Origin of the sequence: Paraburkholderia sp. MPAMCS5 (assembly GCF_036016995.1) — a bacterium.
Classification (GTDB): Bacteria; Pseudomonadota; Gammaproteobacteria; order Burkholderiales; family Burkholderiaceae; genus Paraburkholderia.
Genome location: NZ_JAYXBK010000006.1, coordinates 430,440 through 452,786, shown reverse-complemented (window position 1 = coordinate 452,786; position 22,347 = coordinate 430,440). Strand labels below are relative to the sequence as shown.

18 protein-coding genes are annotated in these 22,347 nt (G+C 65.0%); 7 read left to right on the top strand and 11 right to left on the bottom strand.

What is annotated here, in order from left to right; all coding sequences use genetic code 11:
* From urtB to VOM14_RS17125, 6 genes are all read right to left on the bottom strand, one after another.
* A complete protein-coding gene (gene urtB / locus VOM14_RS17150; protein ID WP_327629906.1) occupies positions 1 to 1,671 on the bottom strand; it encodes an urea ABC transporter permease subunit UrtB in 1,671 nt (556 codons plus the stop codon).
* A 218-nt stretch (positions 1,672 to 1,889) separates the two neighbouring features.
* A complete protein-coding gene (urtA, locus tag VOM14_RS17145; RefSeq protein ID WP_327629905.1) occupies positions 1,890 to 3,188 on the bottom strand; it encodes an urea ABC transporter substrate-binding protein in 1,299 nt (432 codons plus the stop codon).
* Between the two features lie 445 nt (positions 3,189 to 3,633).
* Positions 3,634 to 5,262 (bottom strand): DUF3443 domain-containing protein, encoded by a 1,629-nt coding sequence (locus tag VOM14_RS17140; protein ID WP_327629904.1) that lies wholly within the window; start codon positions 5,260 to 5,262, stop codon positions 3,634 to 3,636.
* Positions 5,263 to 5,294: 32 nt separating this feature from the next.
* Complete coding sequence (locus tag VOM14_RS17135; protein ID WP_327629903.1) at positions 5,295 to 5,747, bottom strand: DUF2844 domain-containing protein; 453 nt, start codon at positions 5,745 to 5,747, stop codon at positions 5,295 to 5,297.
* A gap of 141 nt (positions 5,748 to 5,888) precedes the next feature.
* On the bottom strand, positions 5,889 to 7,196 hold the full coding sequence (locus VOM14_RS17130; protein WP_327629902.1) for a DUF3443 domain-containing protein: 1,308 nt from the start codon (positions 7,194 to 7,196) through the stop codon (positions 5,889 to 5,891).
* 28 nt (positions 7,197 to 7,224) lie between these two features.
* Positions 7,225 to 7,698, bottom strand: a complete 474-nt coding sequence (locus tag VOM14_RS17125) for a DUF2844 domain-containing protein (RefSeq protein WP_327629901.1) — start codon at positions 7,696 to 7,698, stop codon at positions 7,225 to 7,227.
* Positions 7,699 to 8,074: 376 nt separating this feature from the next.
* On the opposite strand from VOM14_RS17125, the gene VOM14_RS17120 reads away from it, so the two are divergent.
* Entirely contained in the window at positions 8,075 to 8,911 is an 837-nt protein-coding gene (locus VOM14_RS17120; RefSeq protein ID WP_327629900.1) for an alpha/beta fold hydrolase, read from the top strand.
* A 58-nt stretch (positions 8,912 to 8,969) separates the two neighbouring features.
* On the opposite strand, the gene VOM14_RS17115 is transcribed toward VOM14_RS17120, so the two are convergent.
* The 3 genes from VOM14_RS17115 to VOM14_RS17105 form a co-directional block, all read right to left on the bottom strand.
* Positions 8,970 to 10,526: a TolC family outer membrane protein gene (locus VOM14_RS17115; protein ID WP_442955550.1), complete on the bottom strand. Its 1,557-nt coding sequence runs from the start codon at positions 10,524 to 10,526 to the stop codon at positions 8,970 to 8,972.
* An 11-nt stretch (positions 10,527 to 10,537) separates the two neighbouring features.
* On the bottom strand, positions 10,538 to 10,861 hold the full coding sequence (locus VOM14_RS17110; RefSeq protein ID WP_327629898.1) for a rhodanese-like domain-containing protein: 324 nt from the start codon (positions 10,859 to 10,861) through the stop codon (positions 10,538 to 10,540).
* Positions 10,862 to 10,922: 61 nt separating this feature from the next.
* Positions 10,923 to 11,576: a protein-L-isoaspartate O-methyltransferase family protein gene (locus VOM14_RS17105; RefSeq protein WP_327629897.1), complete on the bottom strand. Its 654-nt coding sequence runs from the start codon at positions 11,574 to 11,576 to the stop codon at positions 10,923 to 10,925.
* 295 nt (positions 11,577 to 11,871) lie between these two features.
* Between VOM14_RS17105 and VOM14_RS17100 the strand changes: the two genes are divergently transcribed.
* The 6 genes from VOM14_RS17100 to VOM14_RS17075 all read left to right on the top strand — a co-directional run bounded on the left by VOM14_RS17100 (position 11,872) and on the right by VOM14_RS17075 (position 18,823).
* A complete protein-coding gene (locus tag VOM14_RS17100) occupies positions 11,872 to 12,960 on the top strand; it encodes a LacI family DNA-binding transcriptional regulator (RefSeq protein WP_327629896.1) in 1,089 nt (362 codons plus the stop codon).
* Between the two features lie 3 nt (positions 12,961 to 12,963).
* Complete coding sequence (locus tag VOM14_RS17095) at positions 12,964 to 14,451, top strand: sugar ABC transporter ATP-binding protein (RefSeq protein ID WP_327629895.1); 1,488 nt, start codon at positions 12,964 to 12,966, stop codon at positions 14,449 to 14,451.
* Positions 14,432 to 15,445 carry an ABC transporter permease gene (locus VOM14_RS17090; RefSeq protein WP_327629894.1) on the top strand — a complete coding sequence of 338 codons (1,014 nt, stop codon included), beginning with the start codon at positions 14,432 to 14,434 and terminating at the stop codon, positions 15,443 to 15,445. The genes VOM14_RS17095 and VOM14_RS17090 overlap by 20 nt, the downstream gene beginning before the upstream one ends.
* A 67-nt stretch (positions 15,446 to 15,512) precedes the next feature.
* Positions 15,513 to 16,475 carry a substrate-binding domain-containing protein gene (locus VOM14_RS17085; protein WP_327629893.1) on the top strand — a complete coding sequence of 321 codons (963 nt, stop codon included), beginning with the start codon at positions 15,513 to 15,515 and terminating at the stop codon, positions 16,473 to 16,475.
* 94 nt (positions 16,476 to 16,569) lie between these two features.
* A complete protein-coding gene (locus VOM14_RS17080) occupies positions 16,570 to 17,619 on the top strand; it encodes a sugar phosphate isomerase/epimerase family protein (protein ID WP_327629892.1) in 1,050 nt (349 codons plus the stop codon).
* Between the two features lie 49 nt (positions 17,620 to 17,668).
* Positions 17,669 to 18,823 (top strand): Gfo/Idh/MocA family protein, encoded by a 1,155-nt coding sequence (locus VOM14_RS17075; protein ID WP_327629891.1) that lies wholly within the window; start codon positions 17,669 to 17,671, stop codon positions 18,821 to 18,823.
* A 9-nt stretch (positions 18,824 to 18,832) separates the two neighbouring features.
* Here the strand turns inward: VOM14_RS17075 and VOM14_RS17070 are convergent, their stop codons facing one another.
* Positions 18,833 to 19,093: a hypothetical protein gene (locus VOM14_RS17070; protein ID WP_327629890.1), complete on the bottom strand. Its 261-nt coding sequence runs from the start codon at positions 19,091 to 19,093 to the stop codon at positions 18,833 to 18,835.
* Between the two features lie 30 nt (positions 19,094 to 19,123).
* Positions 19,124 to 22,333 (bottom strand): efflux RND transporter permease subunit, encoded by a 3,210-nt coding sequence (locus VOM14_RS17065; RefSeq protein ID WP_327629889.1) that lies wholly within the window; start codon positions 22,331 to 22,333, stop codon positions 19,124 to 19,126.
* Between the last annotated feature and the right edge of the window lie 14 nt (positions 22,334 to 22,347).

Sequence of the window (22,347 nt, the reverse complement as noted above, 5' to 3'; positions counted from 1 at the left end):
TCATGCCTCCGCGCTGCGGCCCTTCAGGGCGAACATGCCTTGCGGACGCTTCTGAATGAACAGCACGATCAGCACGAGCACCGCGATTTTCGCGAGTACCGCGCCCCAGAACGGTTCGATTGCCTTGCTCACGAGCCCGAGGCCGAAGCCGCCGATCACCGTGCCCGCCAATTGACCGACGCCGCCGAGCACGACCGCCATGAAGGAATCGATGATGTAGCTCTGTCCGAGGTCCGGCCCGACATTGCCGATCTGCGAGAGCGCGCAGCCGCCGAGACCTGCGATGCCCGCGCCGAACGCAAACGCATAGGAATCGACGCGCGCGGTCTTCACGCCGACGCACGCGGCCATGCGCCGGTTCTGCGTGACGGCGCGCACGAAGAGGCCGAGGCGCGTCCTGGTCAGCACGGCCCACGCCATCCCGACGACGATCAGCGAGAACGCCAGAATCGCGAGCCGGTTGTACGGCAGGATCAGATTGGGCAGCACGGTGACGCCGCCGCTCATCCACGAAGGGTTCACCACCTGCACGTTCTGCGCGCCGAACAGCATGCGCGTCGCCTGAATCAGGATGAGGCTCAAGCCGAACGTGGTCAGCAGCGTTTCGAGCGGACGGCCATACAGATGCCTGAGCACGAGCCGCTCGATCACCATGCCGACGAGCGCCGCTGCCACGAACGAAGCCGGCGCCGCGAAGAGCGGATACCAGTCGAACGCGCGAGGCGCCACGCGCTGAAAGAGGTTCTGCACGACATACGTGGCGTATGCGCCGATCATCAGGAATTCGCCATGCGCCATGTTGATCACGCCGATCAGCCCATACGTGATCGCGAGGCCCAGTGCGGCGAGCAGCAGCACGCTGCCGAGCGACAGGCCGGCGAACAGCGTGCCGGCGATCTCGCTGCGGCGCTGGATCGTGTCGAGTTCGTCGATGCCGCCTTGCGCGGCGGCGCGCACGCGAGCGTCGGTTTCGGCGAACGTGCCGTCGGCTTTCTTCGCGACGAGCGGACGCAGCAGTTCGTTCATGTCGAGGTCGTGCCGCGCGGCGACGAGCTGCACGGCTTCGAGGCGCTTTGTGGCGTCGGCGTCGTGCAGCGCGCTCATCGCCCAGAGCGTGTCGAGACGCTTTTTCAGCACGGGATCGGTTTCCTTCGCGCGGGCGGCGTCGACGAGCGGTTTGATCGACGGATCGGGATTGGTCAGCAGCGCGTTAATCGCTGCCTCGCGCGTCGCCTTGTCGGGCGAGTCGAGTTGCAGCCCGGACAGCGCGCCCGCCACTTTCGAGCGAAGCAGATTGTTCAACGTGACGGGCTGCGCGCTGGCGGCTTGCGCGGCATCGACGGTCTTGCCGGTGGCGGCGTCGCGCGTGGTGTCGCCGTCCTGAAGCAGGACGGCGCCGGAGTCGGTGGCGAGCACGCTGTCTTCGGACAACGCCTTCAACACCGCGAGCGATGCGGCGTCGTGGTTGGCAATGAGCTTGTCGATGGCCGCGGACTTGGCGTCGAAATCGTCGGCGGCGAGCGGGGCGACATCGGCGGGGCTCAAGGCGAACGCACCATGCGATGCGAAGACGCCGAGCGCGAGCAGCGCGGAAGCGGCGCCGCGCCGCGCGGACCGCCGTGTGAACCGCCGTATGAACCGCCGTGCGGAAGTGAAGAATGATAACGCCATGGATGGCCTTTGAAGAATGATCGGCGGTGGTGCGGCATGGTGTGACGTGGCGGGACGTGGCGGCAGGTGGCGGGACGTGGCGGCACGCGACGCGATGTGACATCGGGCGCCCGCCCGCTATCACATCGCGAATTTGCCTCGACGCGTCCGCGCCACGACGGCTACGTCGCGCCGCGAGAACGCAACGCAACGCAACGCAACGCGCTGTGCGTTCGCTATCAAGCCACCCGCGAGCGCTTCAGAAACGCGGGGATCGAACTCACTACATCCGGTTTGCCCGAATTGCCGGCGATAAACGGGCTCCACGGCTGCGCGCGAACCACCGTTTTCGTGCGCCACACGACATTGAACTGACCGTCCGCGCGAACTTCGCCGATCATCACCGGCTTGTGCAGATGGTGGTTGCCGTCCATCTCCAGCGTGAAGCCCGACGGCGCCGCGAACTGCTGGCCGATCATCGCCACGCGAACCTTGTCGACCTCGGTGCTTTTCGCTTTCTCGGCGGCCTGCTTCCACATGTGAATGCCGACGAAGGTCGCCTCCATCGGATCGTTGGTCACGCGCTTCGCGCCGCCCGGCAGGTTGTTCTCCTTGACCCACGCGGCCCATTGCTTCTTGAACTTCTCGTTGGCCGGGCTGCGCACCGACATGAAGTAGTTCCACGCGGCGAGGTTGCCGACCAGCGGTTTCGTGTCGATGCCGCGCAGTTCTTCCTCGCCCACTGAGAACGCGACCACCGGCACATCCGACGCCTTCAGCCCCTGGTTGCCGAGTTCCTTATAGAAGGGCACATTCGAGTCGCCGTTCACCGTCGAGATCACAGCCGTCTTGCCGCTTTGCGAGAAGGTCTTGATATTCGCGACGATGGTCTGGTAATCGCTGTGGCCGAACGGCGTGTAGACCTCCTGGATGTCGGCCTCCTGCACGCCCTTCGACTTCAGGAACGCGCGCAGGATCTTGTTGGTCGTGCGCGGATACACGTAGTCGGTGCCGAGCAGGAAGAAGCGCTTCGCGCCGCCGCCTTCCGCGCTCATCAGATATTCGGTTGCGGGAATCGCCTGCTGGTTCGGCGCGGCGCCCGTGTAGAACACATTGCGCGACATCTCTTCGCCTTCGTACTGCACCGGGTAGAAGAGCAGGCCGTTGAGTTCCTCGAACACCGGCAGCACCGACTTGCGCGACACCGAAGTCCAGCAACCGAACACCACCGCGCACTTTTCCTGCGTGATCAGTTGACGCGCTTTTTCCGCGAAGAGTGGCCAGTTCGACGCCGGGTCGACCACCACCGGCTGGAGCTGACGCCCCATCACGCCGCCGTTCCTGTTGATGTCCGCAATCGTCATCAGCGCGGTGTCTTTGAGCGACGTTTCGGAGATCGCCATCGTCCCCGACAAAGAATGCAGGATGCCGACCTTGATCGGACCGCTCGCGGACTGTGCGCGCACGAACGGCGCGCGACCGGCCAGCGCGAGCGCGCCCGACATGGAGCCGAACTTCAACAGACTGCGTCGTTTCATGTGTATCCCCTTGCCGTTGATGATGAATGTTTATGGGCGTCGATCTCAGCCACAGGAGTTATCCCGGATGACTTGCCGCCGGGATATTGCAAGGCACATGCCATGTGATCGACGATGCGGCTCGGGCTGTCATTGCGCGCTGTGGCGCGGCTGGACGCGCGCTGGCGTCTCAGGCGTGGTGTGCGAATCTGGTGCAAGGATTGGGGATGCGCTTCGTTCAGGTGCGTGCCGCGCCGCGCCGAAGCGTGACGATCCGCCGACGGACGCGAACGGTGCACCTGCGCCGCCGCACTGTGCATGCCATCGAGTCGGCGCGGCTCGACGATATCGGGAAGCGGTAGCGGCGAGGTGAAGGAAGACGGATCGGGCCGCTTCGGATTGCGCGAAAGAGGCCGGCGCGTTGCCGCGCCGGATTCATGTCGCTCGTGCCGGGTTTGCGGCTGGCCTAGAACGCGACGAACGGTCCGGTCTGCGATCCGGCTCGCGATCCGTTGAGCGCGGTGTACAGACTGCGGCCAAAGAAGAACGGCAAGCCCCAGATAAAGTAGCTGGAGACGGAGGTGTACGACGCGAGGTTGTCGAACGCGGCTTCGGTGCCGGCGAGGAGGTTCGCTGCGTTGGTCACCTCGAACGGCACGGTGACGGGCGTGCCCGCGCCGCTTGTCTGCTTGAGCAGCGCGGACAGGCTCAGCGTGGTCGCCGGTGTGTAGCGGCCCCAGGCGTCGAACGGAATGGACGTGTCGCGGAAAATGCTCGTGTTTGATCCGCTGTCGATGGCGCTGTTGCCAAACGCGCCGCCCTTGTACGTGGTCGTGAAGAAGCCGCTGCTATCGAGCGCAATGATATTCGCGCCCGACGGCAAGCCGTTGTTCCGCTGCGTTCCGATCCCGAACACCAGTTCCCCCGTCGCGCTTGCCTGACCGCCCGGCTGCAACGCGGGCAGGCGGATGATCGTGCCGTTGTTGTCGGTGGTGAAGTCGGCAACCGGATTCATGATCTGGGTGTCGAGCGGCACGCGCGTGCTCGTGCACGAACCCGTGGACGGGCAGTAGTAGTACGTCGCCGGCAACACATATTGCGCGGCCAGCGGAAAGTCGCGTACCGCCGAGCCGATGCCGACCACGCCGTTCGCGCCGAGCTGCTCGACGCTGCCGAGGTCCGCGACGCCACGCGACGCGCAGTCCGACGGCGTGGCGTTCGCGCCGTCGCCGATGATCTGTACCGGCAGACTGCCCGCCACCTTCCCGCCGATGGTCACGTCCGCACGCTTGACCGAGCCCCACGTATAACCTGACGCGAAGATCGCGCATTGGGCGATCGGCGCGCTGCGGGTGGGGTCGTCGGTGGCGCCGGTCTGGGCGGGCAACCGGCCTGCCAGCGCCGAACCCAGCGCACTGGACAGCACCCGCACGCCTGCCGAGCCCGTATCGAGCAGCATGTGATCGATCGTCGCGCATTGGTTGGCACCTTGCACGCCTGGGATGCAGAACGTGACGCTGACATAGGGCGTGTTGGCGTAGCCGCCGGTCCAGCGCTCGATCGTGATGGGGACGGTGTTGGTGGTGGTTGGAGTTGGAGTTGGGGTTGGGGTTGGGGTTGGGGTTGGAGTGGGAGTGGGAGTGGGAGTGGGAGTGGGAGTGGGAGTGGGAGTGGGAGTGGGAGTGGGAGTGGGAGTGGGAGTGGGAGTGGGAGTTGGGGTGGGAGTGGGAGTTGGGGTGGGAGTGGGAGTGGGAGTGGGAGTGGGAGTGGGAGTGGGAGTGGGAGTGGGAGTTGGAATCGGAGTCGGAGTCGGGTGGGGACTCGGTGTTGGAGTCGGGGTCAGGTGCGGACTCGGTGTTTGCGCTGGTGTGGGAGTGGGAGCCGGTGCCGGCCTCGGACTCGGACTCGGACTCGGACTCGGACTCGGCCCTTGTCCCGTGGCGGGACTCGAAACCGGAATCGAAGGCGCCGCCTTGTCACCGGTCTTCGTCGCGGCCGGGTTTGCGTCGTCGCCGTTGCCGCCACCGCCGCAAGCCGACAGACCCACGCTGGTCGTTAGCAACGCGAAGCAAAGTGTCTTGCTGAAAGTATTCATTGTGATGTTGCCTGGGAAGTCAACGCGCGAGGTTACTGGATGTCTTCAGCGCGAACGTGCGCGGGCAAGAGGCGCGGCAGCAGCGCTTTGCCGAAGAAATTTCCTGCCCGGCCAACGGATTCGATCTGGAAGTCGCTACTGCGGTCGATCAACGGACCCGTGCCGCGAGGATGTGCCGTGCCAGAGGACGCGGCGCGCTGAAAATAGTTGCCCAGCAGCACGTTCATGTCTGGGCGCACCGGACCTTGCCACGCGACCGCGAAGACGACGTTGCTGGGCAACACATATTCGCGAACCCTGACGCCGTCAGCGTCACGCGATTCGCGCACCGTGTACGGTGCTGCAACAGTGGGCGTGGCAATAGCCGCAGCCGACCGGAGCAGCGACGGTGACGTCGCACCCGCGCCCGGCGAGCCGCCCAGCGCTGCATAAGACGCGATCGGCAGCATGACCGCCGCGGCCAGCGCAGTCTTTACGTGAACCATCAGATTGCTCCAGAAAGAAGATGGAGCATGTTGCCAGCGCGGCCATATCGGAATGGTCCGATAACGCTGAATGTTGAGTAGGAAATGACACAAGGAGGCGCTGCGATCTCGCCGCGCCTCCGGTCTTCGAGTGGCCAGTTATCAGAACGCGACGAACGGTCCAGTCTGATTGCCGGCTTTCACGCTGCTTGTTGCCGTGTAGATGTCCCGGCCATAAAAGAACGGCAGCCCCCAGAGGAACATGCTGTGCTTGCGAGAGGAAAAATACGAGCCCGCGTTGTTGAGCGCATAGTTGCCGGACGTTGCCAGGCTCATGGCATTGACGATGGAGAAGGGCATGTCGACCGGCTTGCCGCTACCGTCCGTGGCCTCCATGGTGGCGCTCAGATTCAAGGTGCTGGTGGGCGTGTACCAATCGTTCGGGCCGGTCGGAATGGTGTCGTCCGGGAATGCATACGAATTGGTGCCGCTGTCGATCGCACTACTCGTTAAGACCTGGCCTTGATACTGTGTCGTGAAAAGACCGTATTTGTCGACGGCGAGAATGGTCGGATTCGCCGGCAGTACGTTGTTCTGCTGCGTGCCGATGCCGAACACCAGTTGACCCGTCACGCTGGCCTGGCCGCCGGCCGGCACGGCGGGCAGGCGGATGATGGTGCCGTTGTTGTCGGTGGCGAAGGCGACAACCGGATTCTTGACCTCCTTGCTGGCCAGCATGCGTGTGCTGGTGCAGGCGTTTTGCGACACGCAATAATAGTAGTTGCCGGGGATTGCGGTGGTGACGGCGTCGCCGGAGTCGGTGGCAAAATTGTCGATACCGATAATGCCGTTGATACCCGCGAAGACGTCGCCCAGGTTAGCGCCGTAATTGGAACAGTCGTTAGGCGTGCCGAACGCGCCGTCTGAATACACCTGAATGGGAAGGTTGCTCGCCGTCTTGCTGCCGATCGTGATGTCGGCGCGCTTGACCGAGCCCCACGTGTAGCCCGAGGCGAACGGCATGCATTCGACGATGGGCGCGGCGCCGCTCGTGTCGTCCACGGCGCCGACTTGCGTCAGCAGCAGCGGGGCCAGCGTGGGAATGGCGCGCGCCGCGATGCGCACGCCTGTTGAGCCGGTATCGACCAGCATGTTGTCGAGCGTCACGCATTGGGGCATGCTCTGTGTGCCCGGCACGCACACCTGGATGGACACCCTGAGCATGTTGATGCCGGCCACCATACTGTCGACGTGGACCGCGACCGTGTTGTCGCCGGTGGCGGGCAATGACGAGTTGCCGGTGGCGCTGCCCGAGCCGCGCGGCGTCCAGTCCGGCGTGGCGTTCCAGCCGGTGGTATTGCTGCCCTGGTTGTTCGCGTTGCCACTGCCACCGCCACCGCCGCCGCAAGCGGATAGTGCAAGAGCGGCGATGGCCGCCGCGAGGGCGAGCGTCTTCTTTAATGTGTTCATAGGATGTTCTCTGAGAGCGGGCGCCTGTTTATTCGAGATCGCCGGGGCGCACGCCCGCGGGCACCAGACGCGGCACCCATGCCATGCCGGAGAAGTGCCCGAGGCGGCCCGCCGACTCGATGCGGAAATCGTCGTTGCCTTCGATCAGCGGCCCCGAACCGCGCATGCCGGTTTGCCCGGCTGCCACATAATTCGCAAAGTAGCTGCCGGGCAGCGCGCGCATGTCGGGACGAATCGGGCCCTCCCATGTGACGGCGAACACGACGTTATTGGGCAACACGTATTCGCGGATCGTGACGCCGTTTGCGTCGACAGACTGATGCGTGGCATAGGATGCCGTGCGGGCCAGCTGGCTGGTGCCCGGCGCCGGGGACGGCTGCGGCGTGACGGCGCGCAGCACGGATGGTGCGAACGCAGCCGCGACCGGCGCGCCGCCCAACGCGGCATAGGACGAGAGCGGCAACAACATGGCGCTCAGCATCGCGAACTTCGTTATTCTCATCACACGGCTCCCTGAATGAACCTCGCATGGTGCCTGCGTGGTATTCGGGAAATCGTGCGAAACTTCCCAACGGCATGCGCGAAGCAGCGCAATAAATCGCGATGCGCACCCGATGCGGCTCACGCCAAAGCGTCGCGCCGCGACACACCGCTGTCACCGCGTCGCGAAGATCATTGCAACGGTGCAGCGACGGTTCTCAAACGGCGCTATCCGACAGCGCCGTGCGTCTTCCGTGTTCACCTTCCGTCGTCTTCTGCAATGCACGTTTCACAGTGAGTTGCCACCATCGGTGGTCCTGGCAGCACTGGCGCCGGACGTTGCCGGCCGGCTTCTGTTCGAGCACCGAAGCTCGAAAACCTGAACGAGGGAAATGACCATGCCGTACGTCACCACGCAGGACAATGTCGAGATTTTCTACAAGGACTGGGGGCCGAAGGACGCGCGGCCCATCGTCTTCCATCATGGCTGGCCGTTGTCTTCCGACGACTGGGATGCGCAGATGCTCTTCTTCGTTCAGAAGGGCTATCGCGTGATCGCGCATGACCGGCGCGGCCACGGCCGTTCGGCGCAGGTCTCCGACGGGCACGACATGGACCACTACGCCGCCGACGCGTTCGCGGTGGCCGAAGCGCTCGATCTGCGCCATGCCGTGCATATCGGCCATTCGACGGGCGGCGGCGAGGTCGCGCGTTATGTGGCGAAGCACGGGCAGCCCGCTGGCCGCGTCGCGAAAGCGGTGCTGGTGAGCGCCGTGCCGCCGCTCATGCTGAAGACCGAAGCGAATCCGGAAGGTCTGCCGCTCGATGTGTTCGACGGCTTTCGCAAGGCGCTGGCCGACAGTCGCGCGCAGTTTTTCCTCGACGTGGCAAGCGGTCCTTTCTACGGCTTCAATCGGCCGGGCGCGACGGCGCATCAAGGCGTGATCCGGAACTGGTGGCGTCAGGGCATGGAGGGCAGCGCGAAGGCGCATTACGAAGGCATCAAGGCGTTTTCGGAAACCGACCAGACCGGGGATTTGCGGGCGATCACCGTGCCGACGCTGGTCTTGCATGGCGAAGACGATCAGATCGTGCCGATCGCCGATGCCGCGCTGAAGTCGATCAAGCTGCTGAGCAACGGGACGCTGAAGACGTATCCCGGCTTTTCGCACGGCATGTTGACGGTGAATCCGGACGTTCTGAACGCGGATCTGCTGGCCTTCGTGCAGGCTTAGTCAAATGGCAAGAGCCCGCGGGAGCGGGCCTTGCCGGGGCATCGAGGCGGACGTCGCGCTACCGCCCCGTTCCCGTCATACCCCGCCGCCCCAGCTTGCCCGCCGCGCCTTTCGCCGCGACGCCCGGATGCGGCACGGTGGGCGCTTGCGGAAGCGCGGTCAATGCGCCGTCGTCGATGGGGGAAAGCAGGGCGCTCAGCTGCAGCACGTCTTCGTCGGTGAGACTGGCGGTGGCGGCCTTCAGCTTGAGACTGTTGATCAGCGTGTCGTAACGCGCCTTCGCCAGATCGCGGCGCGCGGAGAAAAGCTGGTCTTGCGCGTTGAGCACGTCGATGTTGATGCGCACGCCCACCTGATAACCCAGCAAATTCGATTCGAGCGACGTCCGCGCGGATTGCTCGGCGGTCTGCAGCGCGCGCACCTGCGCGAGCCCGCTGACCACGCCGAGAAACGCCTGACGCGCGGACAGCGCCGCGTTGCGGCGAGCGGTGTCGAGATCGGCGGCGGCCTGATCTTCGAGCGCGAGCGTCTGGCGCACGCGGCTTTGCGTCGCGCCGCCCGCGAACAGCGGAATCGTGACCTGCACGCCAATCGTGCTGTTCGTGTAGGAGGAACCGAGGTTGCCGAGTTCCGTCGCCAGCGCGGGCGTGCTGGCCGAGGGCGTGTTCGCGCCGCTACCGAAGCCGCTGCCGAAATTGCCGCCGAAGTTGCCGGCGCCCGCCGCGCCGAGGCTGCTATGCGAGCGGCTCGCGACCAGATCGACGGTCGGCAGATGGCCCGCTTTTGCCTTCGACGTTTCGCGCTGCGCGTGATCCAGCGCGATCTGTTTGAGCACGACCTGATAGTTCGAATCGCCCGCGGCATCGACCCATTGGTTAATGTCCGCGGGCACAGGCGGCGGCAGCGGCGCGCCGGCGGCAAGACCGTCCACCTGCTCGACCGGATGTCCGACGATCTGCTGCAACGCCGCGAGCTTCACGGCCAGATCGTTTTGCGCGGCGATCTCCTGCGAGATCGCCTGGTCGTACTTCGCTTGCGCTTCGTTGGTGTCGGTGATCGTAGTGTTGCCCACCTCGAATGAACGCTTCGCGGATTCGAGCTGCTGCGCGATCGACGCTTTCTGCGACCGCGCTATCGCGAGGCTGTTTTGTGCGGCGAGCGCGTCGAAGTAGGCCTGGCCCAACCGGACGATCAGATCCTGGCGCGCATTCGCAAACGACGCCTGCGCGGACGCCACCGCCAGTTTTCCTTGCGCGTAGCCATACCAGTTGTCCACGTGAATCAGCGGCTGCGTGAGCGAAATCACATAGCCGTAGCTGTTGCCATACGAGGCCGGAAATCCGCCGCCGAAATCCGTGTTCTGACGGCTGCCGTTGAGCGACGCCGAGAGCTGCGGCAGCAGTTTGGCGCGCGCGAGCGGCAATTCTTCGCTTTGAGCGGCGAGCGCGGCGCGCGCGCTTTGCAGTTGCGCGTCGTTCGAGAGCGCTTCGTCGTAGAGCTGGGAGAGGCTCACGGCTTGCGCGGGCGGCGCGTGACATGCGAGGCCAAGCCCGCATGCGAGCGCCGCAGCAGACGCCAGAGCAGACGCCCAAACCGGCGCGCGCCGACGCTTCATCGCGCGTGGGATCAGTAGGTGGGAACCGACGGGTCGACCTGACGCGACCACGCGTCGATCCCGCCTTGCAGATTAAAGACGTTGGCGTGGCCGCGCGACTCCAGGAACATCGCGACCTGGGCGCTGCGCGCGCCGTGATGGCAGATGCAGACGATCTGCGCGTCGTCGTCGAGTTCTTCGCTGCGCGCGGGAATCTCGCGCATGGGAATGGACACGACGCCGGCCATGGACGCCGTCTGGATTTCCCACGGCTCGCGCACGTCGAGCAGCACGGGAGCGGGGCGCGAAGTGTCGGCGAGCCATTCGGCGAGCGCGGGAGCGGTCAGATTTTGCATCAGCGGGACATCCGGTTCAGAGGACGGCGGCGGCGCCGCCCGTCCGTGAAAAACAGGCGAATCAGAACTTGAAGCGCGGCGGCTGCACGGCGTTGACGAGCGGTTCGACATAGGTTTCGAAGACGTCGGCGATGCGGTACTGCTTTTCGTCGATACGCGTGATGATCTGCGCCTTCATGACCGGCGCGGTGCCGACAAAAGCCGCCAGACGGCCGCCGATCTTCAGGTGTTCGAGCATGTCCTGCGGCAGCACCGGCAGGCCGCCCGACACGCAGATCACGTCGTACGGCGCGGCGGCCGCCCAGCCGCGCGCTGCGTCGCCGGTGACGACTTCCGCGTTCAGCACGCCGTTCGCGATCAGGTTGGTCTTCGCGAGTTCGGCGAGTTCCGGCTCGATGTCCACTGTCAGCACGTGTTGGGCGCGGTGCGCGAGCAGCGCCGCCATGTAACCGGAGCCGGCGCCGATTTCCAGCACGCTTTCGTGCTTCTTCACCGCCAGTTCCTGCAGCACGCGCGCCTCGACGCGCGGCGCCAGCATGTGCTGGCCGGCACGCAGCGGCACCTCGAAGTCGACGAAGGCCATGTCGCGAAAGGCGGCCGGGACGAAGTTTTCACGCTTGACGATCGACAGCAGATTCAGAACGTCCTGGTCGAGCACTTCCCAGGGGCGGATCTGCTGTTCGATCATGTTGAAACGCGCTTGCTCGATGTTCATGGTGGGTTTGGCGGTTCTGGTTTGGCGAGTTTTGCGAATTTTCCACTGCCTGGCGGCGGCGTTGGGCTGTCTGTGCGCAGATTGCGGAGATTCCGAACACAAGCCACGGCAGGGTAACTGCGGGATTGTACCAAATGGCGCCCGCAATCCGGTCCGGCGCGGGCAGTGCCGCGTGCGTTTTTGATCCGCGTTTCGACCGCGTTCGCCCCCGTGTTAATCCCTAGCAATCCGGCCTTGCGATTCGGCGCGCCATCGCCAAAAAATGTAATCGATTACATTTTGCGGGCCTTTTCCCGTGTCACGTTCGACATTGAAAGCGAAGCCCACGGCGGGGCCCGCGACTCGTCCGCAGTCCAGGGCCGCGGCGCTTGCGCGTCCGTCGCGCGAGGCCGGCGGGCTCTCCATCGCGGGCGTGGCGCGGCAGGCGGGCGTGTCGGTCGCGACGGTGTCGCGCGTGCTGAACGCCCACGAAAACGTGCGGCCCGCGACGCGCGACAAGGTGCTGGCGGCCATCGACACAAGCGGCTATCGCGTCAACGAACTCGCGCGCAATCTGCGCACGGCGGAAAGCCGTCTCCTGTTGACCATGGTGCCCGATTTCGGCAATCCGTTTTACGCGGAGATCGTGCGCGGCATCGACAGCGTCGCGCGCCAGCACGGCTACTTCATGCTGCTCTGCGACACCGGCGCGGACCCCGGCCGCGAGCGCAGCTATTTCGATCTGCTGCGCCGCCGCCGCGCGGACGGCGCGATCTGTCTCGATCCGGCGACGATCCAGCAGGCGCTCGGCGACGCCTCAGGCGCGCTGCCGTGGGTCGCGTGCTGCGAGTTCGATCCGGCGGTGGGCGTGCCGTATGTGGGCATCGACAACTATCGGGCCGCGGGCGACGCCGTGCGGCATCTGCTCGCGCGCGGCCACCGGCGCATCGGCCTGATCAATTCCGATGTCGACTATCTGTACGCGCGGCAACGTCAGCAAGGCTATCTCGACGCGCTGACCGGGGCGGGCATCACGCCGCTCGACGGCTGGCGCATGAATCTGAACAGCCTCGACTACGAGGCGGGCGCCTCGGCGGCGGCCGCGCTGATGTTGCCGCCCGAGGCGCCGAGCGCGATCTTCGCCGTGTCGGACACGCTCGCGATCGGCGTGCTTCACGGCTTGCGCACCGTGGGCAAGCGCGTGCCGGACGATGTCGCCGTGGTCGGCTTCGACGATATTTCGATCGCCGCGCAAGTCGATCCGCCGCTCACCACGATCGCGCAGCCCATGCGCGAACTGGGCGAGACCGCCGCGCGCCTGCTGCTGCAGCGGCTCGCCAATCCGCTTGCCAACGTGCCGGGCGTGCTGCTGCCGCATCGGCTCGTGATTCGCGGGAGCACGTGAATCATGAGCCTCGCTGTCCGCTTCGACGACATCCGCAAAGACTTCGGCCCCGTGCGCGTGCTGCACGGCGTGAGCTTCGATCTCGCGCCGGGGCGCATCTACGGTTTGCTCGGCGAAAACGGCGCGGGCAAATCCACGCTGATGAAAATTCTCGCCGGCTATGAGAGCGCCACGTCGGGCACGCTGCTGATCGACGGTCACGCGCAGCGCTTTGCCGGTTCGCGCGATGCCGAAGCGCAAGGCATCGTGCTGATTCACCAGGAGTTCAATCTCGCCGAGCATCTGAGCATCGCGCAGAACATGTATCTCGGCCACGAGAAGCGGCGCGGCTGGTTCGTCGACGACGCGGCGATGCGCGCCGAAGCCGCGCGCCATCTCGCGCAAGTCGGGCTCGACAAGGCGCCGGACACGAAGGTGCGCGAGCTGATCGTCGCGGAAAAGCAGATGGTGGAGATCGCGAAGGCGCTGTCGCGCCGCGCGCGTCTGCTGATCATGGACGAACCGACCGCGACGCTTACGCCCTCGGAAACCGAGCGGCTTTTCACGCTGATGGCGAAGCTGAAGGCCGACGGCGTGACGATCGTCTACATCTCGCACAAGCTCGATGAAGTCGAGCGCATTACCGACGAAGTGATCGTGATGCGCGACGGCCGCTTCGTCGCGCGCAACCAGACGGCGGCGCTCGCGCGGCAACAGATGGCCAATCTGATGGTGGGCCGCGATGTGTCCGACATGTTCCCCGACAAACTCACGGTGTCCGCCGCCGCGCCTATCGCGCTGAACGTGCGGGGGCTCACGGTGCCCGATTGGGTCGACGATCTGAGCTTCGACGTGCGCGCCGGCGAAGTGCTCGGTTTCGCGGGGCTCGTCGGCGCGGGCCGCACCGAAGCGTTCGAGGCGATTCTCGGTTTGCGCAAACGCACGGCGGGGCGCATCGAGATCGGCGGCCGTGCCGTCGATCTGAAAAGTCCGCGCGATGCCATGCGCCACGGCCTCACGTATCTCAGCGAAGACCGCAAAGGCAAGGGCCTGCACGTTCACCTGAACCTGCAGGACAACCTCACGCTGATGACGCTCGAACGCTACGCGCATCCACTGCTCGATCTGAAGGCGGGCCGCGCGGCGTTGACCAAAGCCGTGAGCGAATTCGGCATTCGCACGGGCGACCTGTCGAGCCGCGCGCGCATGCTGTCGGGCGGCAATCAGCAGAAGCTCGCGCTCGCCAAGTTCCTGCAACCGCAGCCGGATGTGATCGTGCTCGACGAGCCGACGCGCGGAGTCGACGTGGGCGCGAAGCGCGACATCTATTTTCTGATTCACCGGCTTGCCGCCGAGGGCCGCGCGGTGATTGTCATTTCATCCGAACTGATCGAGCTGATCGGCTTGTGCCATCGCGTCGCGGTGATGCGCGCGGGACGCCTGCAAGCCACGCTCACGCTCGACCATCTCACCGAAGAGGAGTTGATCGCTCATGCGACCGGCACCCACTGAAGCCGTGCAATCCGGCCGCGCGCTGCGTTTCGCACATCGGCTGTATGCGCTCGGGCCGTTCGCGGGCCTGATCGCGCTGTGCATTGCCGGCACGCTGCTCAACCGCGATTTCGCCACGCTCGACAACATGATGAACGTGCTCACGCGCACCTCGTTCATCGGCATCATCGCGGTCGGCATGACCTTCGTGATCATTTCGGGCGGCATCGATCTGTCGGTCGGCTCGATGGCGGCGCTGATCGCGGGCAGCATGATCTGGCTGATGAACGGGCTCGCCGCCGGCGTCGGCGGGCATACGTTCGCGCCGCTCGTCATCGTGACGCTCGGCATTGCGTTTGCGCTGGTGCTCGGCGCGCTGTTCGGCTGCGCGCATGGTTTGCTGATCACCAAGGGACGCATCGAGCCGTTCATCGTCACGCTCGGCACGCTGGGCATTTTTCGCGCGGTGCTGACATGGCTCGCCGACGGCGGCGCGCTGACGCTCGATAATTCGTTATCCGATCTATATGGACCGGTCTATTACGCGAGCCTGTTCGGCGTGCCCGTGCCGATCTGGGTGTTTCTCGTGACGGCGGCGGGCGGCGCGCTGATTCTCAATCGCACCGCGTTTGGCCGTCACGTGCAGGCCATCGGTTCGAACGAACAGGTGGCGCGTTATGCGGCGATTCGCGTCGATACGGTGAAGATCGTCACCTATGTGCTGCTCGGCATTTGCGTCGGCGTCGCCACGGTGCTGTACGTGCCGCGTCTCGGCTCGGCGACGCCGACCACCGGTTTGCTGTGGGAGCTGGAAGCGATCGCCTCGGTCGTGGTGGGCGGCACGGCGCTCAAGGGTGGCGAAGGCCGCGTGATCGGCACGGTGATCGGCGCGATCCTGCTCTCGGTGATCGCCAACATTCTGAATCTGACCAGCATCATCAGCGTGTATCTGAACGCGGCGGTGCAGGGCGTCGTGATTATCTTCGTCGCGTTCGTTCAACGTGGACGGCGATAGCGGCAGCGCTTCAAAGCGGAACAACGGCAGGGGCGCGCGAACGCCCCACAACAAAGGAGACACAACCATGAAGCAGGTCATTCGAGCGGTCGGCGCCGGCGTGTTGGCGTTGGGCATACTGGGCGCGGCGGGCACGGCGCGCGCCGCCGACAAGGTCACGCTGGGCGTGGCGATTCCGACGGCCGATCACGGCTTCACGGGCGGCATCGTCTGGTGGGCGAACAAGGCGAAAGCCGATCTGGAGAAAGCGCATCCCGATCTGAAAGTGATTGTGAAGACGGCGGCGGGCGCGCCTGAACAGGCGAACCAGTTGCAGGATCTCGTCACGGTGAACAAGATCAACGCGCTGGTGATTTTCCCGTTCGAATCGGCCTCGCTCACGCAGCCGGTTGCGCAGGTGAAGAAGAAGGGCGTGTACGTGACGGTGGTGGACCGCGGCCTCACCGACACGAGCGCGCAGGACGCCTATGTGGCCGGCGACAACACCGCATTCGGCAGAATTCCCGCTGAATATCTGGCGAAAGCGCTCGACGGCAAAGGCGATATCGTCGCGCTGCGCGGCATTCCGACGACGCTCGACAACGAACGCTGGACCGCGTTTACCGGCGTGCTGAAGGGCTATCCGGACATCAAGATTCTGGACGCGAAGTACGCGAACTGGAATCGCGACGACGCGTTCAAGGTGATGCAGGACTATCTGACGCGCTTCAAGCACATCGACGCCGTGTGGGCCGCCGACGACGACATGGCGGTCGGCGTGCTCAAGGCCATTGACCAGGCGAAGCGCACCGACATCAAGATCGTGTTCGGCGGCGCGGGCTCGAAAGGCATGGTGAAGAACGTGATGGACGGCGCGCCGCTCATCAAGGCGGACGTGTCGTACTCGCCGAAATTCATCTACGACGCGATCAAGCTCACGGCCGAAGCGCGTCTGAAAGGCGAGAGGATGCCGGCCACCACGATCATTCCTTCGGTGCTGATCACGAAGGAAAACGCGCAGCAGTTCTATTTTCCGGACTCGCCGTTCTGATCGCGTCAAACGTTCCAATTACCGGCGTGAGGGCGCGTCGGCTGCAATCGTGTAGCAGGCAGCCGGGCGGCGCCCTCGTTAAAGGAACCCTACGATGAGAACCATAAAAGGTCCGGCAATTTTTCTCGCGCAATTCATGGGCGACGAGGTGCCGTTCGACAATCTCGCGCATCTCGCGGGCTGGGCCGCGGGTCTCGGCTTCAAGGGCATTCAGGTGCCGTGCGACGCGCGCCTGATTGACCTCGAACAAGCGGCCGCGAGCGACGCGTATTGCGACGAATTGCGTGAGACCGTGGACCATGCGGGCGTCGCGATCACCGAATTGTCCACGCATCTGCAAGGCCAGCTCGTGGCCGTGCATCCCGCTTACGACGCGTTGTTCGACGGATTCGCGCCGCCGCATGCGCGTGGCGATCCGGCTTCGCGCACGCAATGGGCCATCGAACAGTTGAAGCTCGCGGCGAAGGCGTCGCAGCGGCTGGGGCTGACTGCGCACGTGACGTTTTCCGGCGCGCTCGCGTGGCCGTATCTGTACCCGTGGCCGCAGCGTCCGGCCGGTTTGATCGAGACTGCGTTCGACGAACTCGCGCGCCGCTGGACACCGATTCTCGATGCCTTCGACGCCGCCGGCGTGGACGTGTGCTACGAATTGCACCCCGGCGAAGACCTGCATGACGGCGTGACGTTCGAGCGTTTTCTCGACGCGGTCAGGCAGCACGCGCGCGCGACTATTCTCTACGACCCGAGTCATTTCGTTTTGCAGCAGCTCGACTACCTGGCGTTCATCGACATCTATCACGCGCGCATCAAGGCGTTTCATGTGAAGGACGCGGAGTTTCGTCCGAGCGGCAAGCAGGGCGTGTATGGCGGTTATAGCGGCTGGGTGGAGCGCGCGGGGCGCTTCCGTTCGCTCGGCGACGGGCAGATCGATTTTCGCGCGATCTTCTCGAAGATGGCGCAATACGATTTTCCCGGCTGGGCAGTACTCGAATGGGAATGCGCGCTCAAGCATCCCCACGACGGCGCGCGCGAAGGCGCGGAGTTCATTCGCGAGCACATCATCCGCGTGGCCGATCAGGCATTCGACGATTTCGCGGCGAGCGGTGTCGATAGCGCGCAGATCAGGCGCGTGCTCGGCATCTGAGCGCATTGCCACAAGATGCGACAACAGTACGCGACGAAGGAGCGGCAGGATGCCTTACAGAAGACTCAGACTCGGCATGGTCGGCGGCGGGCAGGGCGCGCTGATCGGCGCGGTGCATCGGATCGCGGCGAGGCTCGACGACCGCTTCGAACTGGCGGCGGGCGCGTTGTCGTCCGATCCCGAGCGCGCGCGGACGAGCGCCGCCGAGGCGGGTATCGCGAGAAGTTACGCGCACTGGCAGGACATGGCGCTGGCCGAAGCCGCACGCGAGGACGGTATCGACGCCGTCGCGATCGTCACGCCCAATCATCTGCATGCGCCGGTTGCGACTGCGTTTCTCGACGCCGGCATTCACGTGATATGCGACAAGCCGCTCGCCATCTCGCTCGCTGAAGGCGAAGCGCTGGCGAAACTCGCGCGCGCGAAGAACAGGCTTTTCGCGCTCACGCATACGTATTCCGGCTATCCGTTGGCGCGTCATGCGCGTGATCTGGTCGAGCGAGGCGAGCTGGGCCAGCTACGCGTCGTGCAGGTCGAATATGCGCAAGACTGGCTTGCCGAACCGATCGAAGCGGGCGGCCTGAACAAGCAGGCCGGTTGGCGCACGGACCCCGCGCTGGCGGGACCGGCGGGCTGTCTCGGCGATATCGGCACACATGCCTATCATCTCGCCTCGTTCGTCACGGGCATGATGCCGGTTGCGCTTTCCGCCGAGTTGCACACGTTCGTGCCGGGGCGCCGCGTGGACGATCACGTGCAGGCGATGCTGCGCTACGCGAACGGCGCGCGCGGCATGCTGTGGGCGAGTCAGGTGGCGAGCGGCGCGGAAAACGCGTTGCGTCTGCGTGTGTATGGAACGAAGGCGAGTCTCGCATTCGATCAGGAGCGGCCCAACGAATTGTGGTTCACGCCGCTTGGCGCAACGGCGGAACGTTTGACGCGCGCCCGCGTGAACAGCGCGAGCGCGGCACATGCGACGCGTGTGCCTCCCGGTCATCCTGAAGGTTATCTGGAAGCGTTCGCGCAGTTGTACAAAGACGCGGCCTTGCAGATCGAAGCGCTGAACGAGGGCCGCGCGTTGCCCGCCGAGAGTCTGCTGCTCACCACGGTGGAAGATGGCGTGGCGGGCTTGCGCTTTATCGAAGCGGCGCTCGCGAGCAGTGCTGCCGATGGCCAGTGGTGCGAGATACGGAACGCTGCGTGATCGCGCGTGTTAACCGCCCTTGCTTTTCTTGATCTGCGCCTCGAACGCGATGTCGAGCTTGCTCGCCTTGCGCGGTTTCTGCGGGCCGTACGCATCGACGAATTTGACGAAGTCGTCGAGCGTGAGCGGATCGGAGACTTTCTTGTCCGAGCCGCCTGATTTGTCGACGAGATAAAAGAGGCCGCCGGAAAGGCTGATCGCGGCGAACAGCGGATTGCCGCTGCGCGTTTTCAGCCGCTCGACAGCGTGGATGGCTCGCGTGGTACGCATGATGTGGGACTGCTGATCGGGGAAAGACTATTACTTTATCAACTTCGCCGACGCCGTGCGCTTCCACTTGCGCCGCAGCCACGCTGCCCAATCCTCCAGCACGGTGTACACCACCGGCACGACGACGAGCGTCAGGATCGACGACGTAATCACGCCGCCAATCACCGTCTGCCCGAGCGGCCCGCGCTGCTCGCCGCCTTCGCCAAGTGCGGCGGCGAGCGGCAGCATGCCGAAGATCATCGCGAGCGTGGTCATCAGAATGGGCCGCAAGCGCACGCGCGCCGCTTCGAGCAACGCTTCGCGCCGCTCCATCACGCGGCCTTTGCCCGAGGCGTCGAGCAGCGTGCCGCGCCGCGCCTGGTTGGCGAAGTCCACGAGCAGAATGGCGTTCTTGGTCACGAGTCCCATCAGCATCACGAAGCCGATGATCGAGAACATGTTCAGCGTGCTGCCGAACAGCAGCAGCGCGACGAGCACGCCGATCAGCGTGAGCGGCAGCGACGCCATGATCGCGAGCGGCTGCGCGAAGCTCGCGAACTGCGACGCCAGAATCATGTAGATGAAGATCACCGCGAGCGCGAGCGCTTCCACGGCATAGACGAAGGATTCGTTCATGCTCTTCGTCGAGCCTTCGAAGCGGTAGTGATAACCGGCGGGCAGTTGCATCGCGTCGAGCGTTCTGCCGATGTCCGACGCGACTTCGCCGGAAGAGCGGCCGTTCACGTTCGCGGTCAGCATCACTTCGCGCCGCAAATCGCGGCGATTCAGCACGTCGGGGCCGCTCGTCTTCACGATGTCCGCGATCTGCCGCAGCGGCACGAGCACGGGCGCGCCGTTCGAGTCCGTGCGGTTGGTGGCGATCATCAGCTTCGCGAGATCGTCCACGTCCTGGCGCTGCGCGCGCGGCAGACGCACGCTGACGTCGTAGTCCTGGTCGTCGGGCGCGCGCCATGTGCTGATCGCGTCGCCGGAAAGCAGCGGCCGCAGCGCCGTGCCGATGTCGGAGACGCCCACGCCGAGGTCGGACGCCAGCTCGCGCTTCACGTTGATCGCGACAATCGGCTTGTCCGCCTTCAGGCTCGAATCGAGATCGACGAGACCGGGAATCTTGCGCATCCGCTCCGCGGCCGCTTCCGAGAGCCGGCGCAGTTCGTCCATGTTGTCGCCCTGCATGCTCAACTGGATCGCCTTCGTGCTGCCCGCGCCGTCCGGCATGCCGATCTCGGTGATCGTCACGCCCGCCACCGAGGCAAGCCGCGCCCGGAACACCTGGTTCAGTTCGGCGACGCCGCGCGTGCGCTCGCGCCGGTCTTTCAGCCGCACGGTGATGAGCGCGTTGTTCTTGCCTTGCGTGTTGCCCGAATTGACGGTCGCATAGGTGAAGCGCACCTCGGGATAAGTGGCGAGAATCGCCTCGACTTGCTGGACCTTCTCAGCGGTGGCTTCGAGCGCTGTGCCCACCGGCGTATTCAAGCCGATATTCGTTTCGGAGAAGTCCGCGTTCGGCACGAACTCGGTGCCGACGAACGGCACCAGAAACAGGCTGCCGAAGAAGGTCGCGGCGGCCACCACGAGCGTGATCGCGCGATGTCCGAGCGACCAGCCGAGCAGGCGCTGGTAGAACGTGGTGAGCTGCTCGATCTGCCGGTCGAACAGATGCAGCGAGCGCTCGACGAGGCGGCCATAGCGATAGCCTTTGCGGCCCGTGTCCGCGTCGTGCAGATCGGGGTCCGGCCAGATCGACGAGAGCATCGGGTCGAGCGTGAACGATACGAACATCGAGATCAGCACGGCGGCGGCCACCGTAATGCCGAACTGATGAAAGAAGCGCCCGATGATGCCGCCCATGAAGCCGACCGGCAGAAACACGGCGACAATCGAGAACGTGGTGGCGAGCACGGCGAGCGCGATTTCCTGCGTGCCGTCGAGCGCGGCCGTGCGGTGGTCCGCGCCGAGCTGCACGTGGCGCACGATGTTTTCGCGCACCACGATTGCGTCGTCGATCAGGAGGCCGACGCATAGCGAGAGCGCCATCAGCGTGATCACGTTGATCGTGAAGCCGCACGCGTACATCACCGCGAAGGTGCCGATCAGCGCGATCGGCAACGTGAGGCCGGTGATCACGGTGCTGCGCCACGAGCCGAGAAAGAGAAACACAATCAGCACGGTCAGCAACGCGCCTTCCAGCAGCGTGCGCTTCACTTCGTTGACGCTCGCTTCGATATTGATCGACGAGTCGTCGGAGATGTCGAGCTTCACGCCCGGCGGCAATTGCTGCTGCAGGCGCGCGACTTCCGCGCGCACGCCGTGCGCGACCTCGACCGTGTTCTCGCCTTGCGCCTTGATGATCGACAGAAAGAGCGCGCGGCGGCCGTTCAGAAGCGCCATGCTGTCGGCTTCCTGCTGACCGTCGACGACGTCCGCGACCTGATCGAGCGTGACCGGCTGCGTGGCCGACGTGGCCGTCGGAATCGCCGACTGCGCGCCGCGTCGCGCGACGATGATCCGCTTGAAGTCCGCGGGCGTTTCGAAGCGGCCCTTCACCTGCACGCTCTGCTCGACACTGTTCGACGTGAGCGGCCCGGCGGGAATCTCCTGGTTCTCGTTCTGCACCGCGCGGATCACCTGGTCCACGCCGACCGAAAGCGCTTGCAGCTTCTGCGGATTCACGTCGATCTGCACCTGCCGCTTCACGCCGCCGACGAGCGACACCGAGCCCACGCCGCGCACCGTTTCGAGCCGCTTGCGCACGATCTGATCGGCGACGGTGGTGAGATCGCGCGTGGACAGCGACGCGCCCGGCGCATTCGACACCGCGACCGTCACGATCGGCAGATCGGCCGGGTCGTAGCGCAACACGCGCGGCTCTTTCACGCCGTCGCGCAGATCGGGGCGGATCAGCGCGATCTTGTCGCGCACGTCCTGCGCGGCCTGCACGGCATCGACCGAAAGATCGAACTGCACGATCACGACCGATTGCGCGTCATACGAGCGCGACGTGATCTGATCGATGCCGCTGATCGTGTTGACCGCTTCCTCGATCTTGCGCGTCACATCCGATTCGACCGACTCCGGCGACGCGCCCGGATAAGCCGTCTGCACGACGACAACCGGAAACGTGATGTCGGGAAACTGATCGACCTTGAGCCGCTGATACGAAAAGAGCCCCATGACGAGGAAGGCCATCATCATCATCGTGGCGAGCACCGGGTTGCCGATGCTGATGCGTGTGAACCACATGGCGCGGGCTCCGC

Bases quoted from the DNA above. Each gene is read 5' to 3' on its own strand.
- urtB (WP_327629906.1), bottom strand. From the start codon at position 1,671: ATGGCGTTATCATTCTTCACTTCCGCACGGCGGTTCATACGGCGGTTC.
- urtA (WP_327629905.1), bottom strand. From the start codon at position 3,188: ATGAAACGACGCAGTCTGTTGAAGTTCGGCTCCATGTCGGGCGCGCTC.
- VOM14_RS17140 (WP_327629904.1), bottom strand. From the start codon at position 5,262: ATGAATACTTTCAGCAAGACACTTTGCTTCGCGTTGCTAACGACCAGC.
- VOM14_RS17135 (WP_327629903.1), bottom strand. From the start codon at position 5,747: ATGGTTCACGTAAAGACTGCGCTGGCCGCGGCGGTCATGCTGCCGATC.
- VOM14_RS17130 (WP_327629902.1), bottom strand. From the start codon at position 7,196: ATGAACACATTAAAGAAGACGCTCGCCCTCGCGGCGGCCATCGCCGCT.
- VOM14_RS17125 (WP_327629901.1), bottom strand. From the start codon at position 7,698: ATGAGAATAACGAAGTTCGCGATGCTGAGCGCCATGTTGTTGCCGCTC.
- VOM14_RS17120 (WP_327629900.1), top strand. From the start codon at position 8,075: ATGCCGTACGTCACCACGCAGGACAATGTCGAGATTTTCTACAAGGAC.
- VOM14_RS17115 (WP_442955550.1), bottom strand. From the start codon at position 10,526: ATGAAGCGTCGGCGCGCGCCGGTTTGGGCGTCTGCTCTGGCGTCTGCT.
- VOM14_RS17110 (WP_327629898.1), bottom strand. From the start codon at position 10,861: ATGCAAAATCTGACCGCTCCCGCGCTCGCCGAATGGCTCGCCGACACT.
- VOM14_RS17105 (WP_327629897.1), bottom strand. From the start codon at position 11,576: ATGAACATCGAGCAAGCGCGTTTCAACATGATCGAACAGCAGATCCGC.
- VOM14_RS17095 (WP_327629895.1), top strand. From the start codon at position 12,964: ATGAGCCTCGCTGTCCGCTTCGACGACATCCGCAAAGACTTCGGCCCC.
- VOM14_RS17090 (WP_327629894.1), top strand. From the start codon at position 14,432: ATGCGACCGGCACCCACTGAAGCCGTGCAATCCGGCCGCGCGCTGCGT.
- VOM14_RS17085 (WP_327629893.1), top strand. From the start codon at position 15,513: ATGAAGCAGGTCATTCGAGCGGTCGGCGCCGGCGTGTTGGCGTTGGGC.
- VOM14_RS17080 (WP_327629892.1), top strand. From the start codon at position 16,570: ATGAGAACCATAAAAGGTCCGGCAATTTTTCTCGCGCAATTCATGGGC.
- VOM14_RS17075 (WP_327629891.1), top strand. From the start codon at position 17,669: ATGCCTTACAGAAGACTCAGACTCGGCATGGTCGGCGGCGGGCAGGGC.
- VOM14_RS17070 (WP_327629890.1), bottom strand. From the start codon at position 19,093: ATGCGTACCACGCGAGCCATCCACGCTGTCGAGCGGCTGAAAACGCGC.
- VOM14_RS17065 (WP_327629889.1), bottom strand. From the start codon at position 22,333: ATGTGGTTCACACGCATCAGCATCGGCAACCCGGTGCTCGCCACGATG.